The 21411-nt window shown below is 70.2% G+C and carries 18 protein-coding genes and 3 pseudogenes; 10 read left to right on the top strand and 11 right to left on the bottom strand.

Annotated elements, in window-relative coordinates; all coding sequences use genetic code 11:
- Positions 1-148: 148 nt before the first annotated feature.
- The gene (locus tag ACWGE1_RS21720) at positions 149-1765 is read right to left on the bottom strand and encodes an alpha/beta hydrolase (protein ID WP_453422123.1); all 1617 of its coding nucleotides are present in this window, start codon (positions 1763-1765) and stop codon (positions 149-151) included.
- A 584-nt stretch (positions 1766-2349) separates the two neighbouring features.
- On the opposite strand from ACWGE1_RS21720, the gene ACWGE1_RS21715 reads away from it, so the two are divergent.
- The 4 genes and pseudogenes from ACWGE1_RS21715 to ACWGE1_RS21700 all read left to right on the top strand — a co-directional run bounded on the left by ACWGE1_RS21715 (position 2350) and on the right by ACWGE1_RS21700 (position 4590).
- A complete protein-coding gene (locus ACWGE1_RS21715) occupies positions 2350-2907 on the top strand; it encodes a hypothetical protein (protein WP_453422122.1) in 558 nt (185 codons plus the stop codon).
- Between the two features lie 108 nt (positions 2908-3015).
- Positions 3016-3666: a hypothetical protein gene (locus ACWGE1_RS21710; RefSeq protein WP_453422121.1), complete on the top strand. Its 651-nt coding sequence runs from the start codon at positions 3016-3018 to the stop codon at positions 3664-3666.
- Positions 3667-3743: 77 nt separating this feature from the next.
- A pseudogene (locus ACWGE1_RS21705) lies at positions 3744-3943 on the top strand (sodium-independent anion transporter); the annotation flags it as partial.
- A 311-nt stretch (positions 3944-4254) separates the two neighbouring features.
- Positions 4255-4590 (top strand): ArsR/SmtB family transcription factor, encoded by a 336-nt coding sequence (locus ACWGE1_RS21700; RefSeq protein WP_453422120.1) that lies wholly within the window; start codon positions 4255-4257, stop codon positions 4588-4590.
- Between the two features lie 90 nt (positions 4591-4680).
- On the opposite strand, the gene ACWGE1_RS21695 is transcribed toward ACWGE1_RS21700, so the two are convergent.
- Complete coding sequence (locus ACWGE1_RS21695) at positions 4681-5607, bottom strand: slipin family protein (RefSeq protein WP_453422119.1); 927 nt, start codon at positions 5605-5607, stop codon at positions 4681-4683.
- 293 nt (positions 5608-5900) lie between these two features.
- On the opposite strand from ACWGE1_RS21695, the gene ACWGE1_RS21690 reads away from it, so the two are divergent.
- Positions 5901-6071 (top strand): hypothetical protein, encoded by a 171-nt coding sequence (locus ACWGE1_RS21690; RefSeq protein WP_453422118.1) that lies wholly within the window; start codon positions 5901-5903, stop codon positions 6069-6071.
- Positions 6072-6406: 335 nt separating this feature from the next.
- On the opposite strand, the gene ACWGE1_RS21685 is transcribed toward ACWGE1_RS21690, so the two are convergent.
- Positions 6407-7534 carry an FAD-dependent oxidoreductase gene (locus tag ACWGE1_RS21685; RefSeq protein ID WP_453422117.1) on the bottom strand — a complete coding sequence of 376 codons (1128 nt, stop codon included), beginning with the start codon at positions 7532-7534 and terminating at the stop codon, positions 6407-6409.
- 649 nt (positions 7535-8183) lie between these two features.
- Positions 8184-8345, bottom strand: a complete 162-nt coding sequence (locus ACWGE1_RS21680; RefSeq protein WP_453422116.1) for a DUF6126 family protein — start codon at positions 8343-8345, stop codon at positions 8184-8186.
- A gap of 83 nt (positions 8346-8428) precedes the next feature.
- Here ACWGE1_RS21680 and ACWGE1_RS21675 point away from each other — a divergent pair, with 83 nt between their 5' ends.
- Complete coding sequence (locus tag ACWGE1_RS21675; protein ID WP_453422115.1) at positions 8429-8608, top strand: hypothetical protein; 180 nt, start codon at positions 8429-8431, stop codon at positions 8606-8608.
- A 101-nt stretch (positions 8609-8709) separates the two neighbouring features.
- On the opposite strand, the gene ACWGE1_RS21670 is transcribed toward ACWGE1_RS21675, so the two are convergent.
- The 4 genes and pseudogenes from ACWGE1_RS21670 to ACWGE1_RS21655 all read right to left on the bottom strand — a co-directional run bounded on the left by ACWGE1_RS21670 (position 8710) and on the right by ACWGE1_RS21655 (position 12876).
- Complete coding sequence (locus ACWGE1_RS21670) at positions 8710-9681, bottom strand: HEAT repeat domain-containing protein (protein ID WP_453422114.1); 972 nt, start codon at positions 9679-9681, stop codon at positions 8710-8712.
- A gap of 328 nt (positions 9682-10009) precedes the next feature.
- Positions 10010-10591: a ribosome-inactivating family protein gene (locus tag ACWGE1_RS21665; protein WP_453422113.1), complete on the bottom strand. Its 582-nt coding sequence runs from the start codon at positions 10589-10591 to the stop codon at positions 10010-10012.
- A gap of 460 nt (positions 10592-11051) precedes the next feature.
- Positions 11052-11339 (bottom strand): annotated as a pseudogene (locus tag ACWGE1_RS21660) (VOC family protein); the annotation flags it as partial.
- Positions 11340-11346: 7 nt separating this feature from the next.
- The gene (locus ACWGE1_RS21655; RefSeq protein WP_453422125.1) at positions 11347-12876 is read right to left on the bottom strand and encodes a sigma-70 family RNA polymerase sigma factor; all 1530 of its coding nucleotides are present in this window, start codon (positions 12874-12876) and stop codon (positions 11347-11349) included.
- Between the two features lie 443 nt (positions 12877-13319).
- Here ACWGE1_RS21655 and ACWGE1_RS21650 point away from each other — a divergent pair, with 443 nt between their 5' ends.
- Together ACWGE1_RS21650 and ACWGE1_RS21645 are read left to right on the top strand one after the other, a co-directional pair.
- On the top strand, positions 13320-14546 hold the full coding sequence (locus ACWGE1_RS21650; RefSeq protein ID WP_453422112.1) for a HEAT repeat domain-containing protein: 1227 nt from the start codon (positions 13320-13322) through the stop codon (positions 14544-14546).
- 655 nt (positions 14547-15201) lie between these two features.
- Entirely contained in the window at positions 15202-16413 is a 1212-nt protein-coding gene (locus ACWGE1_RS21645) for a PucR family transcriptional regulator (RefSeq protein WP_453422111.1), read from the top strand.
- A gap of 203 nt (positions 16414-16616) precedes the next feature.
- Here the strand turns inward: ACWGE1_RS21645 and ACWGE1_RS21640 are convergent, their stop codons facing one another.
- Entirely contained in the window at positions 16617-17738 is a 1122-nt protein-coding gene (locus ACWGE1_RS21640; RefSeq protein ID WP_453422110.1) for a DUF6183 family protein, read from the bottom strand.
- 168 nt (positions 17739-17906) lie between these two features.
- Here ACWGE1_RS21640 and ACWGE1_RS21635 point away from each other — a divergent pair, with 168 nt between their 5' ends.
- On the top strand, positions 17907-18173 hold the full coding sequence (locus tag ACWGE1_RS21635; protein WP_453422109.1) for a hypothetical protein: 267 nt from the start codon (positions 17907-17909) through the stop codon (positions 18171-18173).
- A 696-nt stretch (positions 18174-18869) separates the two neighbouring features.
- Here ACWGE1_RS21635 and ACWGE1_RS21630 read toward each other — a convergent pair.
- The gene (locus ACWGE1_RS21630; RefSeq protein WP_453422108.1) at positions 18870-19112 is read right to left on the bottom strand and encodes a hypothetical protein; all 243 of its coding nucleotides are present in this window, start codon (positions 19110-19112) and stop codon (positions 18870-18872) included.
- Between the two features lie 520 nt (positions 19113-19632).
- Positions 19633-20424: a rhomboid-like protein gene (locus ACWGE1_RS21625; RefSeq protein ID WP_453422107.1), complete on the bottom strand. Its 792-nt coding sequence runs from the start codon at positions 20422-20424 to the stop codon at positions 19633-19635.
- Between the two features lie 468 nt (positions 20425-20892).
- On the opposite strand from ACWGE1_RS21625, the pseudogene ACWGE1_RS21620 reads away from it, so the two are divergent.
- Positions 20893-21003, top strand: a pseudogene (locus tag ACWGE1_RS21620) (NUDIX hydrolase); the annotation flags it as partial.
- Between the last annotated feature and the right edge of the window lie 408 nt (positions 21004-21411).

Below are 21411 nucleotides of genomic sequence, written 5' to 3'. Positions count from 1 at the left end.
CGCCGGGGTTGCCCGGTGCCGGCGGGGCCGGTGACGTGTTCCGGTGCTGCGCCGACTGCGCGCGGGCCTTCGCCGCGCACGGCCGCAGCGCCCCCGACCCGCAGGGCTCCCGGATGTGGCCGCCCGGCCGGTGTCCCGGGCGGGGTGTTCAGCGCAGGACGGGGATCACATCACGCGTCTCGTCGACCTCGATACCCGCGGTGCGGCGTCCGACTGGCTCCGGGGGAGCCTCGTCCGCGCACACGGTGCCGGGCGCGGGAAGCGCCAGCGTGGCGAGGTAGTCCGTCGCCAGGGCGCTGACACACGCACTGCGGTTGTAGGCGGTGTGCCCCTCACCGGCGAAGGTCAGCAGCCGCCCGCTCTCCAGCGTCCGGGCGAGGGCCACGGAGTCCTGGTACGGGGTGTCCGGGTCCCCGGTCGTGCCCAGGACCAGGATCGGGGCGGAACCGGCCGCCCGGTAGGAGCCCTCGAACCGGCTCGGCCGTTCCGCCGACCACTGCGCGCAGGCGGGTGCGTGGTTGTGGTCGTACGTCGGCGGCCCCAGCCCGATGGGGCCGCCCAGCAGCGGCGCGGAGGCGACCTCCGCGCCGACCAGTGCGCCCAGCAGCAGCCGGCTGCCCGGGTAGAGGCGGTCGGCGCATTCGACGGCCGTGTTGACGCTGAGGAAGTCGAACGACGCGGGCGAGGGCGGTGACAACAGGAACGACCCCTGACGCTCCTGGGCTGCGCGCAGTGCCTGCCCCAGGTAGGGCCAGATCTCCCGCCCCGAGTTGATGTTGAACATCAGGCGGTAGGCGAGGGTGTAGCCGGTCGCCGGGCGCCCGCTCGCGGTGATGACCGGCTCTGCGTCCAGGTCACGCTTGAGCTGTTCGAAGGCCTGGCGCGGCCTGCCCCCGCCGAACCCGCAGGCGGCCGCGTTCTGCCCGCACCAGTCGAGGAACCGGCCCACCGCCGCGTCCAGAGCGGTGAACTGCGCGGCGTCGTAGGCGTACGGCACGTCCGCGTAAAGCCGCGGATCGTAGCCCCCGTCGAGGACCATGGCGCGCACCCGCCGCGGGAACTGTGCGGCGTACACGGTCCCGACGTAGCTGCCGAAGGAACGGCCGTAGAAGGAGAGCGTCTCCTCGCCCAGGGCCTGCCGCAGCAGGTCGATGTCCCTGGCGTTCGAGCCGGTACCGATGAACGGTACGAGCTCCCGCGAGCGTTCCCGGCAGGCGGTGGCGAAGTCGAGGCCCTGCCGGACGGCCACCTGCAGGGCTCCCGGACCGGGCACACCGCGCGCGCCGTCCACGGCGGCGGCATACTCCTGGTCGTTCCAGCACTCCACCTGCCCGCTGCGCGCCACCCCGCGCATGTCGTACCCGACGACGTCGAACGTGTCGCGCAGGACGGCGGGCAGCGCCTCGTAGCTGCTGCGGGCGAAGTTCACACCGGAGTTGCCGGGCCCTCCGGGGTGCAGCACCAGGACGCCGGTACGGTGCGCCCGGTCGGACGCGGGCCGCCGGGTGACCGCGAGCGCGATCGTGGGCCCGCCGGGCCGGCGGTGGTCCAGCGGCACCCGGGCGGTCGCACACTCGAAGCCGTCGTCCGCCCCGTCGCAGGGCCCCCAGGACAGGACCGGAACGGGCGGCGGGGCAAGGCCCCCCACCCCGGCAGCGCCGGCGGCTCCGGGTGTGCCTCCGAGGAGCGCGGTGACCGCGATCAGGATGAGGGATATCCCCCACACCACTCGCCTGCGGGGGGCATCGGCCAGACGGGTCAGCATGCGGCGGTCCTCCGTCACGGTTGGGGAAGGGGCGACAACGTAGCCGCCGGGCGTGGTCGCTGCCGGCCCGCCGGGAGTTGATTCCTCCTACCGCCGGGGAGGCGTCCGGCTGCAACCAGGGCGGTAGTCTCCCGGGAACGGGCAGGCCACCGCCCCGGCCCGGACGGCCTCCCGTGCGGGCTGCGGCTGCCGGAGGATCAGCTCCGGTCACGGCGGCCGGAGTCCGGACCGGGACCGCGCCTCGGCCCGTCCGCCGTGTGTCGCTGTCTGCTGTATATCCCGGGCCGGGCCGCCGCGCTCGGGGACCGGCTCCGGCGGACGTGCTGTTCGCCGCCCGCTGCGTGCAGCACGGCGCGGCCGTCGGACGCCGCGTGCACACGCGATCCGGTCGAGCCGGTGCCGGACGGAAACCTCCTCTGACCTGCGACTCATCCACCCTCGGCGCCTACAGCGCCAAGCGGGGTGCCAATAATGGCTCGCGATGACGCCATTGTTGCGCCATGATGGGGCCAAGGGGAGCGTGTTCCTGCGGCCTGCCGGCCGTGGGGGCACGTTCCGGGGGCGTGGTCAAAGGGGGCCGGATCATGGACAGAGCGCGGAGCGGGCAGCAGAGACCGCCCGGCGCGTTCACGGCCTTCGCCCGCTTCGTGGTCTGCGGTGGCGGGGTGGGGCTCGCCGCCGGTTTCGCCGTGACGGCCCTCGCCTCCCAGGTCCCCTGGGTGCTGGCCAACACCCTGGTCACCGCGGGCTCCACCCTCCTCGCCACCGAGCTGCACGCCCGCTTCACCTTCGGTGCGGGGCGCCGCGCGACCCGACGCCAGCACGCGCAGTCGGCCGGGTCCGCGGTCGCGGCGTACGCGGTGACCTGCGCGGCGATGCTCGCCCTGCACCAACTGGTGGCGGCGCCCGGCGCCGTGCTCGAGCAGGCCGTCTACCTGTCGGCCTCCGCGCTCGCCGGTGCCGCACGGTTCGCGGTGCTGCGCCTGGTCGTCTTCGCCCACAACCGCTTGCGCACCACGGCCGCCGTCCGCACCACGGCCGCCGTCCGCACCGCGCGGCCGGCGCACGCGGCCGTCACCCACGGCCTGCCGCACCGCTCCGCGGCCCCGACCGGCCCCGCGGACCTCTGCCGCGCAGCCTGACCCCTGCGGCCGGACCCCCGCCGGGCGGCGTGCTGCGTCACCCCGCCCGAAAGGCCGCGCACGTAGGGCGGTTGGATGGACCACGAACGATGCAACGGGGGAGAGTTGATGGCACTGCATCCGGAAGGCATGTTCGGCAACGGGCCGATCGCGCACCTCGTCGGGCTCGCCGCGGGCGCCGCCGACCCGCTGGAGTGGGAGGTCATGCGGTTCGCGAGGGTCTCGCGGACCGATCACTGGGACGTGGCCTGGCGCGGGTCCCTTCAGGTGCTCGCCTCGCAGCTGGACTACCTGTCGACCGCGTTCACCGAGGAGTTCTTCGCGACCTGCCCTCCGGCTACCCGCCGCACCTGGGCGGCCGCCGCAGCGGACAGGAGCATCCCGCAGTACATGACCGATCTGGCGATGCTGCTGCGCCTCGCGGACCGTGACGCGGACGCCTCGTACGAGGACGTGCCGCTCGCCGCGTGGGAGGTGCGGGCCCAGTGGCCGTTGCTGCTGTCGCTGGACTCCTGGGCCTATGACGGCGAGTACGCCTCCTACGAGGAGAGCCTGGAAGCATTCGTGGAGGGCGAACACCCCTACTGCTTCTACGAGCTGATACCGCGTCTGACCCAGGCTCTGGAGGTGCGGGCCCTGTGCACGCAGTCGGACGCCTTCGCCGCCGCCTTCCGCACCCTCGTGCCCGAGGCGACGCCGCAGCTCCTGGGCATCCTCGCCCGCACCGTATTCACCCACCTCGCCGAGCACCATGGCTGAGAGGCCGTCCCCTCGCCCCGTGTCACGGCGAGGCTGCCGAACCGCGGGGCCCAGCCGGGTCACGTGATCCGCCGACCCTGCTCGGCCGGGTTCGCCCGGTGCTGCCGGCCCGGGCGGATTTCGTGGTCACGGGCACAGCCCCCGCCGGGATCTCCTGGCCGGGCTCACGGTGGCGATCGTCACCCTTCCCCTCGCCCTCGTGTCCGGCGTCTCCTCCGGGCTCGGCGCCGAGGCGGGCACGGATCGGACGGCCACCGCCCATGGTCCGGCCGACGTCATCGCCGATCCCGACGAGGCCGGCCGCCCACTACCGGCGCACCCTGCCCGGATGGACCCACGCCCCCCACGACCCCCTGCTGCGCCTGCACCTGCATCAGGTGTCCGGGTTCCGCCGCGCTCGTACCGTCCCGGGGCCGGACCGGTGCGCGTCCGGGCCGCGACGATGCGTCACGAGGCCGCCCGCCGGGTTTGAGGAGTTGCAGGGATCTGCAATTGTGGAGGTCACGGATGTGAAGAGGGGCGCACGGATGCCCCACGAAGGAACGGTTCCAGGTGAACGAGATGGGCAGTCGAGGCAGGGGAATCCAGGTGAGCACACCGCTGTACCAGCTCAAGGCGGAGTTCTTCAAAACGCTGGGGCACCCGGTCCGCATCCGCGTCCTGGAGCTGCTGTCCGTACGCGAGCACGCGGTCGCCGAGATGCTGCCCGAGGTCGGGGTGGAGGCCGCGAGCCTTTCCCAGCAGCTGGCCGTCCTGCGCAAGGCCAACCTGGTGGCCACCCGCCGCGAGGGCTCCACCGTGTACTACAGCCTCACCCACCCCCGGATCGCCGAACTCCTGAAGGTCGCCCGCGGCATCCTCTCCGGCGTTCTGGAAGGCCAGGCCGAAATCCTGGCCGACCTCCGCGCGACCAGCCGCACCTAGGTCGGCTTGCCCGCGGCTCCCGTTCATGCCCGGGCAGGGGCGCCGTTCCCCGGTTCCGGGCGGCTGCGATCCTGAGATGCTGCGCCGGTGTCAGGCGGCCCTCCAGTCAGCCGCGGATTCTGGTTTTCCGTCAGGCACGGCGTGGTTGATGCCGTGGTTGATGCCGTTCGGTGCCGGGGATCCGGACGGCGGCTTTCCCGCTGTGGGGGGTTGGGGCAGCGCCACGGCGGGTGGAGCCCTGTGCGCGGCGGACTGTGGCGGGGTCGTCCGTTCGAGGAAGCGCAGCAGTTCGACGGGGAACGGCAGGACGAGGGTGGAGTTCTTCTCGGCGGCGACCGCGACCACGGTCTGCAGCAGCCTGAGTTGGAGGGCGGCGGGCTGGTCGGACATCACCGCGGCGGCCTCCGCCAGCTTCTTGGACGCCTGGAGTTCGGCATCGGCGTTGATGATCCTGGCCCGGCGTTCGCGGTCGGCCTCGGCTTGCCGCGCCATCGACCGCTTCATCGTCTCCGGGAGGGAGACGTCCTTGATCTCCACCCGGTCGATGGTCACGCCCCACTCGACGGCCGGGCTGTCCATCATCAGCTCCAGGCCCTGGTTCAGCTTCTCGCGGTTGGAGAGCAGTTCGTCGAGATCGCTCTTGCCGAGGATGGACCGGAGCGAGGTCTGAGCCATCTGGGAGACCGCGAACCGGTAGTCCTGGACCCGGATGATTGCATCGACCGGGTCGACGACCTTGAAGTAGATGACGGCGTCCACCCGGACCGTGACGTTGTCGCGGGTGATGCCGTCCTGGGCGGGCACCGGCATCGTCACGATCTGCATGTTCACTTTGTGCATCCGGTCCACGACCGGAAGGATCATGGCGAACCCGGGCCCCCGGACCTGGCCGTGCAGGCGACCGAAGCGCAGCACGACGCCCTTCTCGTATTGCCTGACCACCCGGGCTGCCGCTGCCACGTACGTCGCGCCGACGACGCCCGCGAGGGCCAGTGCGGCCAGTAGCTCCTGGACCATGGCGAGCCATCTCCCTCCAGTGCGACCTCACTCCTTGATATGCCCTCTTTGCAGTCTTTTGACCCTTTGTCGGGCGGAGCGTACGGAGACCGGCCGAGGCCGTGAAGACGGGTGCCGGCTCCGCTGCGCCGGGCAGGGGCGCCAGGTGATGGTGGGGACCTGGCGCACCCTCTGTTCGGGGAGGCCCTCGTGGGGCGCGGGCGCTCGCGGCAGAACCTGTGAACGGCGCCGCGCCGATGACGACCCCGCCCCCGTCTCCGCGTCGCCCCGGCACCGGACGGGCGGACCCGCCCATGTGTGTCACCGTGTGGCCGGACATGGCGGTGTTCGGGACCGTCTGCGTACTGATCGCCGCGGAGAAGGTGCACCGGGTCGCCGCAGCCCTGGGCACGCCTTCTCCTGATCGCCCCGTGACGATCACGGTCTGCACCACGCTCGGCCTCCCGACCCGCCCCACACCATGATCGGCTCCCGCGCCGGACTGTCGTTCCGCCCCATCCCGGCTGGGCTCGCGCACGGTCGCGGCCGACGTCGAGTGGGAGGCTCCGGCGTGCTTCGCCGGCCTGTTCGTGACGTCGGAGCCGTGGTCCGGACGGGGATGCTCACCGACAGCCGTCGCCACCTCCGGAGGGGTCGGGCAGGCCCAGGTGTTGTGGTGGTCGTTCGCCCTCGGCGCGGACGTCACCGTCGTCACGACCGTGCTGTGGTACGCCGATCCCCATCTCGCCCGAGGCCCGGGCAGGGGCCGCCGCCGCGAGCACCTCGAGTCCGCGAGTCCCGGCACGGCCGGGCCAGCGGCTCAGCGGTCCTTCTCGGTGACCTTGTCGATCAGGGCTTGGGCCGTGTTGTCGCCCGAGAAGATGTCGGAGAGCTCGATCCCTTCAAACGTGGCGGCTTCGGCGCTGCGGGGGAACATGGCCTGCTCGTACTCGGTCAGCGCGGCCTCTATGTCGTCGGGGTGGGCGGCGAGGGCCTGGCCGAGTTCGGCGCCGTCGAGCATGGCGAGGTTGGCGCCTTCGCCGTTCGGAGGCGTGAGATGGGCGGCGTCCCCGAGCAGGGTCACCCCCGGTACCCGGTCCCACCGGTGCCCGGTGGGCAGCGCGTACTGCGGGCGCAGGACGGGCCCGGTGTCGCCGTCGGTGATCAGCGCAGTGAGTTCCGGTGCCCAGCCGTCGAACTCCCGCGCGATCCGCGCGGTGGCCGCGGCGGGATCGGTGAAGTCGATGGCGGCGAACCACTCCTGCGTCCTGGTCAGCGCCACGTAGGTGTGCAGGGTGTCGCCGCGTTCCCGGTGAGCGAAGATCTCCTTGCCCGGCGAGGGCACGATCAGCATCCCGCCGCCGACCGCCTTCGCGGCGGCCGGGTGCCGGGTGTCGGCGTCGAAGAGGTACGTCTCGACGTACGACGTGCCGACGTACTCGGGTGTGGCGGTGGACAGCAGCGGCCGTACCCGCGACCACGCGCCGTCCGCGCCGACCAGCAGGCTGGTGACGACGGTGCCGCCGTCGTCGAACGTCACCTCGTGGCGGCCCTCGCCGAGGGCGCGGGTGCTGTTGACCTTGTGCCCCCATCGGACGGTGCCGGGGAGCGAGTCGAGCAGGATCTGTCGTAATTCGCCGCGCTGCACCTCGGGGCGTCCGCCCGTGCCGTCATCGGCCTTGTCGAGCAGGACGGTCCCGTCCGGGTCGATGACCCGCATCGCTTGGCGGCCCTCCAGGACGATGGCGTGGAACTCGTCCATCAGGCCGGCCACCTTGAGGGCGAGCTGCCCGTTGTAGTCGTGGATGTCGAGCATCCCGCCCTGCGTGCGCGCCGAGGGGGAGGGCTCGGCCTCGTAGACCGTGACCGCGATGCCGTGGACGTGCAGGACGCGGGCCAGCGTGAGTCCGCCGAGTCCGGCGCCGATGATCGTGACGGGCATGTGCATGGTGGCTCCTTCGGTATCGGCCGCCCGGTGGAGGGGGCGGCCGTCTCCTGAAAGGTGCCAGGCCCCGCCGACGAGCCGCCGACAGCGGACCGACAGTCCCCCGACAGCGGACCGACACCGCGGCTCCGCCACCCGATCGCCCCGGGCCGGGCGCAGTTCACCCGAAGCGCGGCCGTGACCACCGTGCCGGCTGGAGACCGAATCGGCCCAGGCGCCCGGACCGGCGGTGATCACCCTCCTCGTCCGCGGCGGCCCGAACCCGTCGGAGGTGGCACCGGCTGACCTACGAGCCGCTTCGGTGCGGGGAGACCTGCGCGAATCCGACCAGGGCGACACCGGCCGGCAAGAGTGGCACGAAGACCGTGAAGGGCAATGCGGGCACCCCCACGAGCGCGCGCCTGCCGTCGGCAGCGTGCCAACGCCCCGGACGACTGGCCGCCGTACTACCCGCCAAGGCCTCGCCGAACTGCTCAGCGACCGACCGCGGACCGCTCCGGCCCATTGAACGCCGCTGCGCCGCGTATGCGAAGCGCGGTGCTCCCGAGGAACAGAGCGGAGCGTACGGGGCGGGCAGGCGCGGCGCGCGATCCTCACCAGAGCTTCCCGGACAGGGGCCCAGGGCGTTGCCATCGCCTGACCGGCGCCGATCTCACTTCTGGGCGGCGTGCTGCCCCAGGTAGAACAGCAACCAGATGAACCCGGCGAACACATGCGTACCGAAGATGTAGAAGAAGGCGCGCATCGCGACGCCCTTTTCCTTCCACTTCTCCTGGGCCGCCGCCGCGTCCCTCTCAGGTGGGTTGTCCGTCATGATGTGTCTTCCTTGGTTGTGTCCGGCCGTGCGCGTCGCCGAGGCCACCGCTGTCACCGACTGTCCGAGTCGGTGGCCACACCATGATCGCGGGCCACCCGGAACGCGTCCTCCAGCTCCTCCGCGGCCTGGGCCTCCTCGAAGGCATCCTCGGCTTCCCGCGCAGCCTGGAGGCGAGCCCGCGCCACACGGATCCTTTCCAGCGCCGCTTCCTCGAACTCGGCCACACCCGCGCCCCCGCCCACCAGATCCCGAACTGGTAAATTGCATAACTCTGCAAGTCTACCGCTGTGGTCTGCCCGGATCACGTCCCGCCGCAGTCCGGCGCATCGGGTTGTGTCCGGCAGGATCCGTACACGGAGCTCTAGGTGGTCCATCCGGCGCGGCCGAGGAGGTCGGCCGCTGCCATCCTGACGTTGTGGTTCTCGTCGTGCAGGAGCGCGCGGGCTGCCGCTCCGTAAGTCGGCTCGTCGTCAGTCACCTGCAGCAGATACACCATGGCTCGTCGTCTGACCCAGTGATCCGGATCGCTCAGTGCCTGCGCCAGTGGCTCGGCCGCCCCGCCGTACAGGTCTGCCAGAGTCTTCGCTGCCTCCATGCGGACCCGACGGTCGGGGTCGCCGGCGAGGGCCGCGAGCAGCGCCTCCCGGGCACGAGGGGAAAGAGGGAGACGCCCGCCCAGGGCGTAGGCGGCAGTAGCTCGCTCACAGGCCGAAGCCGAGCCGGTCAGGAGATCGACCGGTTCCTCATGGCTGCCCTTGTGCTGGCCGCGGAAATCGGGAGCCGGCCCGCACTCCGGCAGACCGTCGAGCCAGTGCTCGTACCAGGTGAGGAAGTCGGGCTGGGGGAGGAACGTGGGAGGGGTGGCCAGGTCTCCGAGGTTGGCGTCCAGGAGTCGGCCCCGGGCGGGCCCGGTGATGACCAGCAAGGTCATCTCCAGGCAGCCACGGTTGACGACAAGATGGGTGCCCGCATACGGATCGGCCTGCTCGGCGCAGAGCGCCCACTGCTCGGGTATCGCGCGGGCCGGATCCAGGGCGAAGGGCCGAGCCAGCTGCTGGCGGGCATCAGGAATGTCACGGACGCGCCAGCGGGTCAGCGGCAGAAGTCCGCAGTCGGGACCGATACCTCCGTTGCCGACTTCGCGTAGGAACGTGCGATAGCCGGCGGGAAGGCGCGCTCCGTGGACCGCCTCGAAGGCAGCCACCCGCTGCTCGCTGAGCGGGGGACCCAGCCGTCGGCCGCCAGGTGCCCGTACGAAGGTCCGTGGACGAGGAACCGGCTCCGAGCATGCTGCGGACAGCTTGGTGTGAATGCGGGCGACGATGTCGTCCATGGGTCTTCTTCCGAGATGCGGCGAAACCTTGAGTGTGCCGCGTTCGCCGACATCCTATGCGCAGGTGCCTCAGGGCCAAGCGGCCGGCCGACTGCCGGTCCGCCTGCATCAGGCTGCATCAGGCGCCGCCGAACCCGTGAGTGGGGGAGTCGATTGCGGCGGGCCGGCGGAACCGACGCGGCCTTCTGCGAGGGTGGCAGCGTCACCTCCCGGATGTTCAGCGGTCGCCCGCCCCGGCACGCCGGAACGTGCCGGGGCTGATGTGGATTCCGCACGTGCGACGCTCACTGCGCCCCAACGCCTGTGGGTTGGCCGGTGCGTGGGAATTTCATGCGACTGCCGCGGAATGCAGCCTCCCTCCGGTCATCCAGATGCGTGACATCGCATGGGCCAGGGCGGGGTACCGGGCGGCCTCGCAGAGCATTTCCGAGAGCACGAGCATTCCGTGAGCGGTGCTCCGCGGATCGTGGTTCTGGTGCAGCCTGATGACCGCGTTGCTCAAGGGTCCGCGCCCGAGCAGGATCTCCGCACGCCGGATGGCAGCGGCCGTCTCCAGGTCGGGGCGGCCCCCGCTGAACGGAAGGACTTCCGTTCGGCGGAGGCCCGGTGGTGCGACCGAGTCCCGCACGTGCCGTACGTAGGCTTCCGGTGGGGCCTTTCCGCTTTCGAGTATGCTCCGGAACCCGGCTATACGGAGGCTCGTTGTGCGCGGGCGGAGCTCGATGTAGAGCTCGATGCACAGATCCCGCAGCTGGATGTGGAGGGGAAGGTAAGGCATTTCACCCTCCTTGCGCCCGGCTCCGCCGAAGAATCCCTGCGCGTCTTTCGCCTTCGACCGGATGGTCGATGTCAGGGATCGATACTCGTCGGCCGAGGCGAGCGCCGGGGAAAACTGTATCGGTATCAGCATGGCGGCCGGCCTATCAGGGGAGATGTCCAGAACTCGCACTTCCCATAAGTAATCTGACCGCACTCGCATGGATTCCGCTGAACTCACACATGCGCATCACCCTTCGCCACCTTTCCGACTGCTGACGCTTCCGGTCCGATGCGCTCCTTTGTAGTCGTCCGGGTGGTGGGAAGGTGAATTGTTGGCCTCTGATGCTAAGAAATAATCGGCCGATCCCGGGCCCTCGGACGACGGGATACCGGCTGTTCCGGCCCGAGAAATCCGAACGGACAGCAGGCAGGGGCGCGCTGCAGCCCTGGTCACCGCATCGAACCGCTGCCGTGTCGCGTGGGGGAGCGGAAGGCGTCCTTGCATTCGTTTCGCCCGCACCGGTGGGGACATGGACGACTTCCACCAGCATCGCCGAGTCCTGCGGCGGCGAGCCCTGGTCCAAGTCCACATGCCGGCCGCCGTGTTGTCGTCAGCGTGCGGACCTCTCGATGTCGGCCGGTGTGACCGGGGTGAAGAAGTTGACGAGGTCGTCGTCGGGGGCGCGGAACAGGAGCGCGGTTGCCCCAGGGCATCGTGGTGAGCTCGTTGAGGAAGTCATCCACGAAGCCGCTCAGGTTCTCGTACACGCCGTACACGCCGTACACGCCGTCCATGCGGAGCCTGGCGCGAACAGGGGAACGGTGCGGCTGCCGATCGCGAGGGCGCCGCCGAGGAGGTCGGTCCGGAGCGAGGCGAACTCCTCGGCGGCCCAGGTGGCCGGGCGCTCACCTCAGGGCGAAGAGCATGCTGACCGAGTTGTAGTAGTTGGGCAGGTGGACCATCTGCGATCCCGGACGCGGCGGGTCGGCCTTCGGCCAGTTCCGCGGGCCCAGCAGATGGTCGGAGTAGTCGCTCTGAGGGACCTTCGGCACGAACCAGACGCGGTAAGCGCCGGATCGCGCGTCCGGCTGGAAGCGCCAGAGCTGCGTCGCGCGGTCCGCGCCGGTCCGGCAGGCGCGAAGAGTGACCGCGACGAGGTTCCCGCCGCCGGAGGTTCCGTCGAGGCAGGTGCCGGTGTCCGCGTTGCGGAGTTGGTACGTGTTCTGATGGGCAGGCAGCCGCTCCCATCCCTGGCTGGCCTTCCCGGTGCACTTCTCGAGCTGCAACGGGCCGTCAGAACCGGGGCCGCCAAGGCCGACGCACAGCCCCGAGGCCACGTTCACCAAGGCGGCGCCCGTGTGTTCCGGAGAGGGCGAGGCGGACGTCGGGACCGCGGAGGCCGAGGCGGACGTGGAGGCGGAAGGCAGGGGCGTGACAGGGGCGGTGGCGGGGGCGGTGGCGAAGGCCGCCGGGCCGATGGCCACGATCGGTGTGGCCTCCGGGAGCGGGCCGCCCGGGGCCGCGGGCGTTCTGGCGGGAGCCGCGGCCTGGCCCGGCCTGTTGCTCCCGTTGCTCCCGGAGTCGGCCGGCAGCAGGACTACCACGGTCGCCGCCGTTCCCATCACGGCTGCCGCAGCGACCCATTTCACGGCGCCGACCTTGGCTCCGGCGAGCTGCGTCCCGTTGAGTGTGCCCGAGGCGAGATGCGTGCCGCCCCCACCCAGGGCCGACAGGAAGGAGGCGGGGTTCCACAGCAGGATTCCGCCCAGCAGCAACACGCCCAGACGGCCGTTGACATCGCGCAGGTCGCGCTCGGCCCGTGCACAGTCGTCGCACCCCTGAAGGTGGCGGCCGAGGTCCCGGGTGAGGCGCTTGCCCGGTCGGCGCAGCCTGGCGGCGATCTGCGCCCCGTAGTGCATGCACTCGTCGCTCGCCGTCCGGTCCAGGTGAGCGCGCAAGTACGCCTCCCGCAACCCTTCCCGTGCACGCGCGACCAGCGATCCGACGCCTCCCGCCGATATCCCGAGGCGCGCTGCGGTCTCGGCCGCCGGCTCGTGTTCGACGACGGAGTGCCACAGCACGGCCTGCCAGCGCTCGGGCAGCGACCTGTAGGCACGCAGGACCAGCGATCCCTCTTCCGCAGAGAAGACGGCGTCCTCGGTGTCCTGGCCGTCCGAGAGCTGGGCGGCCCACTCCTCGAAATCGTCGGACAGCCGCGTACGGGCGGCTTCCCGCGCCCATGTGGCCGCCAGACGGCGCACGCAGGTCAGCAGGTACGGCCGCCAGGCGTACTCGGGTCCGGCGCCCCAGGCGATGGCTCGGTAAGTACGGGCGAAGGCCTCGGCGGCGAGGTCCTGGGCGGTGGAAAGGTCCCGGCAGCACGTGCGGGCGTAGGCGAGCACAGAGGGATGGTGACGGGCGAACACCTCATCCATCACGTCGCTGACCGCCGCGTCGGACTCCGAGGTGCCGCGCCCACGCAACAGGGCACAGAGTTCCCCGTCGCTGAGGCTTCGGAGATGCTGCTGACGGGCAGTACCAGGTGTACTCAACACGTGCTCCCGTGTGGCTTGCTGATGACCCGGGCGTCGGTTCCGGGCACATCCGTCATGAGGGTGCGACGCTGCGCCCGACCGGATTGCGCGCCAGTGTGCACGCTTGCAGGGCCGCAGGCAAACGATGCGCAAGAAGTTGAATCTGACCGTAGCGCCGGGCACCATGAGTCGATTTGAGCGAGTGCCTTTGGATCCCCGATGGCCCGGTGCCGGTACGGCGCTCAGGGGCATGCATGGATTCGGCACCTCGGCGAGGGGTTGTTCTACGCTTCATCGGGCTCGTCCCGCAGTGTGACGGCTCCGCGGAACACGGGGCGGAAGACATGGTTGTGGAGCCACTCATAGCGGCGGTACGGAGCGGGAACGCGCAGTTGGTCGAGGAGCTGCTGCAAGCGGGTGCCGACCCCGAGAGCGTCGACGAGCACGGCGTCCCGGCTCTGTGCCTGGCGGTGGACGCATTCGACCTCCCGACCCTGGAAGTTCTCATGGCGTCTGCCCGGCTGGACCGTGCCGGCCCCGACAGCCGCACTCCCCTGCTTCGAGCGATCGAGCTGGGCGCCACGGACATCGTGGAGCGACTCATCGGCGCCGGGGCGGACCTGGGGGCCATGGACGCCGAAGGCCGTGACGCCCTGGCTCTGGCCCGGTACTGGCACGAAACGGATGTCGCGGCCGAGGTGCACCGGAGAAGCGGGCGATGCGGACCGGTCGGACGCACGCCCGTCATGTCCGGGGACGGATACTCCTGGCAGGAGCTGTCGCCGGGACACGTCAGGGTCAGGACCGGGCACGCCGCCATCCTCACCGACCTGGAGACCCGGCACGGCATCGTTCAGCCCTTCGACGAGCTGCTGTCCCGCGCACTGGCCGAGCCGAACGTCGACAACGAGGTGTGGTGGGCAACGACCTGCACACTTCAGCAGCGTCACGACACCGCGGTGTGGGACGCAGCCGCCGCCCTGCGTGATCGCCCGGAACCGCTGGCACGGTACTTCGGCGCGGAGGTCCTCCGCCTGATCAACCACTTCGACGAGAGCGACGACGCGCCGTTCGAGGAAGCGCTCGTCGACCTGTTCCTTCCCTGGGTGGCCGACGAACCGGACCCTCGGGTGGCCTGGTCGCTCACGGCCGGACTCGTCGACGTGTATCGGGATCCACGAGCAGGGGAGGCGCTTCGTCGCCTCACGCGCCACGCCGACGGCAAGGTCCGCCAGTGGGCGGTCAGCGGGCTCCGTCGTGTGATCGGGACGGGGAATCCCGCCGTGCTCGACGCCGTCATCGAGTGCACCCGGGACGAAGACTCAAAGGTCCGCCGAACCGCCTGTTACGTTCTCGCCGACGCACCGGCGGATGCCCGGGGCGCCGTGGACTCGCTCGCCGCGTGTCTCACCGATGCGGATGAAGGCGTACGGGTGGAGGCGGCAGTACGGCTCGCCCTGCGGGACGATCCACGAGGAGACGACATCCTGAACAGCCTCGACTTCACGGACGAGGGCTCCCCCTACCACTGGTTGCTCCATGACGTGTCCCGGCACCGACGGGGCTACTGAGAAGGGCCCGTCGGCTCAGCACTGAACACCCCACCCATGCAGGGGAGATGCCCGTCCCGCGGATGGCAGTGGCCCGCTCCGGTGTGGCTTGCATGTCCCACATCGAGCAGCATGATGGCTTCCCGGTTGCAGTAGCACCTGCCCGGGAGGCAACGGTGTTCCCGGAGGGTGCCGGGGGAGCATGGGTCTGCCTGCAGACACCGAGCCGGATGCCGCCCTGGCGGTGCCGGCCTCGCGCTACGGGCGAATGCCCGGTGAAGCGGCTGATCGCGCCCGGGACCAGAGGTTCTGTGCAACTACCGAGAAGCCGCCTCGGCCCGGGGCGAGACGAGCAGCATGCTGGATGTGCACAGCATCTCCACAGGATTTGTCGAAGGGTGATAACTTCCCGCAGCGCGGCTCGACACATCCAACAATCCGGAAGATCTTCTTCCGACGGGTTCATGACAGGTCGCTGCGGCGCCTGCCGGCCCCGCACCCCGACGACAACAACGAGGTACGACCGAGGGAAGACCGCAAGAGCGGAAGCCCTCAAGAGGCGGTAGCGAGGCGTTAACCGGCCCATTCGGCAAGGGGATTGACGACAAAGATGTCCAGCGGTGGGCTCCCTGCCTCCCATAGGACAGGCCTCACCCCGGCATGAACGAGGAAAACGATGTGCGAACTCCTTAACCGCATCTGGTCCCGCCCCCGAGGCGAGTGGATCCGCGTCCTGCGCAGGGAGCTCCCCGTGCTGGCCGACGGGATAGTGAAGGAGCTCCTGCACCGAACTCCGGCATTTGCCGCACTCGTCGACGGCCACGAGACCATCGATGACGAATTGCTCAGGCAGTCGGTGGAAAACGCGCTGTGCGCCGCTCTCGGCTACCGGCAACCCGACGACCCGAAGCCGAGCGGCCGCCATCCCCGCCCCGAGCGAGTCGGCGGCGGCAGACATGACGGCGGGCAGGAGAAAGCCCCGCAATACGCCCGCGAGGTCATACGAAACACCGGCCCCGTAGCCGCGCACCGCGACGGCCAGGACGCCACGGACGGCGTTGCCACAGGCTGGAACGAGTCGGCCGCACCGCCCGACCGCACGCGCCGGGATCTGTTCAAGGCACTCACCGACGCCCGGGCCACCTCACAGCGGTCCCTCACCGAGCTTGCCGAAGCTGCCGGCTGGCCGCTGCCACCAGCCGTACGAGCCGTCGTACTGGCCACCCCCGGCGAGACGCAGCAGCTGGCGGCCGTACTGGACGACTCCCTCGCCGGCGAATTCGCGGGCCAGCCCTGCCTCCTGGTCCCGAGTCCGGACCCGGACACCCGCGCACCGCTGGAACTCCCGCTGCGCGGCCGCCTCGCAGCCGTGGGCCACTCGGTTCCCCTGGCAGAGACCGCGTCCTCCCTCCGCGGGGCCCTGCGCCTGCTCGCCCTCACCCCGGCCCGCCCAGGTGTGGAGACCCGGCCCGTCTTCGTCGACGACCACCTCTCCACCCTGCTGCTCCTCCAGGACCAACCGATGGCCCATGCGTTGGCCGCGCACTCGCTGCGACCCCTGGCCGGCCTGACCCCACGCCAGAGCGAGCGGCTGGAGGTGACTCTCCTCGCCTGGCTCGAAGGCGGCGGCGCCCCCGAGGCCGCCAAGGCCCTGAACGTGCACCCCCAGACCGTGCGCTACCGCATGCGGCAGCTGGAGAAGCTCTTCGGGTCGGGGCTGCGTGACCCTCGTACCCGGTTCGAGCTGGAGATGGCTCTGCGCAGCCGCCGGCTGATGGCGCAGGTACGGAGTCAGCACTCCCGGCTGGGCCGCAGGACGGGCCGTCCCATCACGACGAACTTCCCGCCGGTGGTGGTGGAGAGGATCGCCCGCGTCAACGGCCTGTGACCTGAGCAGCCCGGCCCGGCTCCGCCCCTTCACGGGGCGGGGCGGCCGGGCCGGTGGCAGACGCGATCACGGTCGGCCGGCAGCACCTGGACCGGCGGCCCGCTGCCGGCTGTCGGCTGCCGGCTGACAGTGCAGGCCTACGACGGAGGCGGGACGGATCACAGGGGTTGGCCGGGCGGCAGTGGCGAACTGGTGGGGCCTGCCTAGTCGGTGTCCGTGGCAGCCAGGACGGCGAGGCGGCAGCCGTCCGGGGAGAGGGCGGCGATGGCGTAGTCGGAGCCATCCTTGTGGAAGAACTCGGAGTCGGTCTCGAAGTGGAACCAAGTGCTCTGCTCTGCGCGGAGCTCCACCTCCGCTGCGACCGCGCTGAACGGCAGGCCGCACAGGCCTGCCAGCGAGCGCCATGCCTGGAGCCGGCCCCATGCCCCGTACCTGCCGGTGCCGTAGAAGCCCCCGATCGACGCGGTGGCGAACAGCAGGGACCAGATGTCCCCCACGGGGCGGGTTGCTATCTCGAAGCGTCCGGTGGGACCGAGGTCTGCGACGCAGTCCATCGGCAGGGTGGGGAGCAGGGCCGGCACCTGTTCGGGAACGATGGGCTGGTCCGGACGGAAGACCCAGGACTCGGAATAGCCCCAGTTCCCTTGGGTGGCGGTGACGATGAGATCGTGCTCGTCCACCGTCACACAGTTCCGCAGCGGCGATGCCTCGCGGGGACGGGGCGTCGGCGGATCCAGACGGCCGTGAGCGGGCAGTCCCGTCTTCACGCCCCCGGCCGAGCCGTTGACGGAATGGCTCGTGAAGGTGGGTTCGGTCTCCAGTGGACGGCGACGGTCCGGGAGCCAGGACAGGGGATACGCCCACGAGTCGGCACGCAGGGCCGGGAACTCGTCCGGATCCACGCCGCGCATCAGCAACTCATGGAACAGACAGGTGCGCAGCTCGCCGAGCCGGTCGCCCTCGGGGATGTCGGCGAAAACGGCCTGCGCGAGGACTTCGGCCGGCTGGTGCTGGGCGAGCATGGTCGCCGCGAGGGGTAGCTCGAGTCCTGCGTGCCCGGCAGCGGCTTCCTGTGCGCGGAGCAGTTGGAGCAACAGATCGACGCTGGCGCGGCCGGGGGTGGTGGCAAGGAGTCGTCGGAGGTAGGAGAGGTCGCTCCCGTGGATGCGGGCAGCTTGGGCGGAGGCCGCGAATCGGGTCGTGACCTGCGAACTCACCTCACGCAGATAGCCGATGTCTCCGGCCAAGGCGTGCCGGTGGGCCGTGTAGCGTTCGATGGACTCAGGGCCCCTGTCATTCGGTTGGTCATTCGCGTCGAGGCTCACGCTTCGCCATCCTAAGGGCTGTCCCGTAGACGCGTTCTGCGGTCAACTCGGGCTGCAGCGGGCAGGGCAGCGGAACATGCCGACGCGTACGGTGACGGGGCGTACGGTCCCGGGGAGGTTGCTTAGGGTCGGAAGGTGTTCGGCCGGGAGAGGAGTTGAGGGACCGCTATGAAGGTCTTCACTGTGGAGGGCAGGAAGTACGCCGCTCTTACGGTGCTCGGGAGCGACGACTTCGACGCCTTGGAGGTGGTGGAGATGACCGACTCCGGGCGCGGTCGGCTCCTGTTGGAGTTCCATATGGACGAGGAGACGGCCACGCTGGTGCACCTCGGTGCTGAGGTCGGTATTCCGCTACTCAGGGCCTCCTTGGAGGTCTTCCGGGAGGACTTTCTGGAACCCAGGCGTGCGGCGGGCCTGCCGCTACCGCGCTGGTAGCCATGGGCCCAGCCGGGCTGCTCCTGCCGTGGTCGTATCGGTTGCAGGGGTTGAGGCATGGTGACGAGGAGCCCTTTCCGACCGCGGAGGCAGGATCGGCGCAGGTCTGGGACCTTCATCGATCTGGATCCGTCAGCGCACCGTCCGGCGTGCCGGTGTTCGGCATGGCCCGGTGGACTCTGGCCGCAGCACTGGCCGCCACGGCTTCTGCCGGGCTTCTTCACGCCGACGACTACTACTTCCGGCCCCCGCGCCTGACTCGGGCCACGGACGTGGCACTCGCACTCGCCCTTTGTCATCGTCGACGGCCTATTCGCTCGACTTGTCTCCCGCTGACCGCGAGCACGCGGATCGACGTCTCCATCGACCTGCCCGCCGATCTTCGCCTGACCCGCAAGATCCAGCGCAGATGCCTGGGTGACGCCTTCCCCCTCGCTGTCCTCCTCGACAACTACCTCTGCCACCCGCGTGTGCCCACGAGCAAACGATGGCGTCGGCGTCGACAGACCCGACACCCCTGGCGCCCACGGCTGTCCGGAGCTGCCCGCACTGCGACAAGCCCGTCACATCGCCGCGCTGCTGGCCACTCCCGAGACCGCGCGACCCACGCACCAGATGACAACCCGGACGTGATCCCGATGCGCCGCAACTGGAAGGCTCCGATCACTGACCCTGCCAATCCACCGGACGGCAGGGTCAGTCGGCGTCCTCGAAATGAGTCCTGATGTTGTTCCACATGAAGCCCCCCTTCCATTCCGGATCCCCTTCGGCCCAGCCGCTCAAAGCGGCGATCACCTTCTCCTGGGAGATCGTCCGGGTCTGGTAGTGCTCCGCAGCGGTCCCATCGCGGAACTCCAGCTGATAGGTGTTGTCATCCCTCAGCCAGACCTGCACGTACCAGTCACCGTCCGCCCCATCGTCGACTCTCTCGACGATCACGAAGGCGTTTCCCCGACCGAGGTTCGCGACCATCCGGCTCAACGCGGACGTCTTTGGGTTCCTCACCCGGCTACCACGTTCATCACTCGCTTGCAGCATGACCAGATCATCGCCCACAGGCCTGACAGCAGCCGAAGAGCAGCCGGTCGTGCTCCGTCCCGCTCCCCGAATTCCTCAGATGGTTCATTTCGCGAACCAATCGAGGCGAAGGGCCGGAGCGGGAGCTGCCGGTCCTCCGGGGCGAGGTGGGTCGGAGGCTCCTCGAGGGTGCCGGGGTGGGGCTCAGCAGGCGTGCTGCTCAATGCTGTGCGGCGGGCAAGAGCCGGACTGCTGGACGTCGCGTGGCACCTGGCGATGAATCACCTCAGCGCGGACGCCCGGGCGGAGCCGGCGCCTTGAAGCGGACGAAGGTCGGGGCCACGACCGCTCCGCCGCTGCCGGAGCAGGTGGCGGTCGGTGGCCTCGGACGAGTGGTCAGACGCTGCTGACGCACCTGCCCCACTCTCGTCGTTTCTGGAGCTCAGGCCGATGGGGGCTTCTCTGTTCCGGCTGCCGGTGACGTCGATTCAGGAACGGAGCCTCGGTGCTGCCCGAAGTCGCCCGCAGCGGCGGCCAGTCCGACAGTGCGGACCCGTTGGCGCCTGAAGGCCGGGACAGCCAACAGCCCGAAGCCAAGGACCGCCGCTATGAGATGACCGAGCGTGGTGAAGTCCGGCAGCGGTCCGCTCCAGTCGGCACCGCCGAGAGGCCATGCGAGAACGAAGGCAGCCCAAGGGAGGCGGCCCCAGCGCGGCAGGGCGAGTGTGCCGAGCGCCAGCACGGTCTGGGCGCCGTAACTGACCCCGTAGTCCAAGGATTGCCGTACGTCCGCCGAATACCAGTCGTGCTGCAGCGCGACGGTGATGATGACAGCAGTGAGCAGGGTGGCGGCGACATGCCCGCCGAGAAACACGGCGACGGCGCGTAGCCTTCCCCACCGGTGCTCCGCCCAGGCCAGGAAGCAGCAGACACCGAGTCCCAGGGTGATCAAGGTGCCCACGAAGTCGGTGGAGGTGACATCCGTGAGCGTACCGTCGAAGAAGAGCACGCTGCCGAGCAGCGCGGACAACGGATGATCCTGCAGGTTGTCCAGATTGGTGCTGACGTAGCCCAACACGGTGGTCGCCCGATCGGCGGACAGTCCATGACCGAGCCAGGCGTGGCCGACCAGCAGCAGGCAGACATAGGCGAGGGTCAGTGGTGCGCGGCGCGGGTACCCCCGCACGGCGCGGAGCGGTCTGGCCAGAGGGCCCCACAGCGACTGAGAGTTCATACCGCGGCATTCTCCATGGAGAGCTTAAGGCGAGGATCGTGGGGTGACGGCAGTGATCCCGAACGGGGCCGCGTCACCAGCCCTGTGACCAGTGGGCCGGTCGGCGCAGATCGGCTCTTTGAGTGGAACGACCCGATCGAGTCTGCTGATGGCCACGGGTCCGTCCGCCGATGACGGTGTCGACATCACGACCACACGCGCATCCAAGTCACGAAAGGCCGCAGGCCTCGAGTGACGTTCCGTCTGGCTGGGGCGAGTTCATGGACGGCGAAGCGATGACCCGCCCGCTTGAACCGCAGCAAGGTCTACCGGCCGCCGGCGTGGCTGCTGCCGTTGGGCTCGGAGGAGGTGCTGTGCCGGAAGGGCGCCGAGTTGAGTGGACCGTGGCCGAGCTCCTCCGGGAGTTCGACGTTGGGATAGGGTCTGTCGGGAGGTGTGGGGATGAGGTTCCGGCTGGCGGCGTATGCCGCCAATCTGCGACGGTCGTCGCTGGTCGACGTCGGCCTCGACCTGGCTCAGACCCTTCCGGCGACCGGGCACGTCGCTCCTGTCCCGGTCGGCGGTCTGATCCAGCACTGAGGTCAGCAGCAGCATCCACCTGGTCGGCCCTCCAACTCGGCTACCTGTCGACCGCGTTCACGGAGGCGGTGCTGCCGTCGCACCGAGGGCCGTGAAGCCGACCGCCTCGCACGAGGACGTGCCGCTCGGTGCGTGGGAGGTGTGGGCCAGTGGGCCGGCGCTCCTGTCGCTGGGCGCCTGCGCCTCCAACGAAGAGAGTCTGGGCGCGCTCATTGCCGCCGAACACCGCTACTACGTATACGAGCAGATGCCACGTCTGATGATGGCTTTGGAGATCCGGTCCTGTGCACACAGCCGGATGCCTCTGCCGCGGCCTTGTACACCCTCGTGCCCGAGGCGAGGCCGCAGTTCCTGACATCGTCGCCCGCACCGCATTCACCCACCTTGCCGAGCATCATGGCTGAGAGG

It is taken from the genome of Streptomyces sp. NPDC054932 (assembly GCF_053610205.1).
Note: the sequence above shows the minus strand (reverse complement) of the source record. Positions and strands in the feature narration are given on the sequence as shown.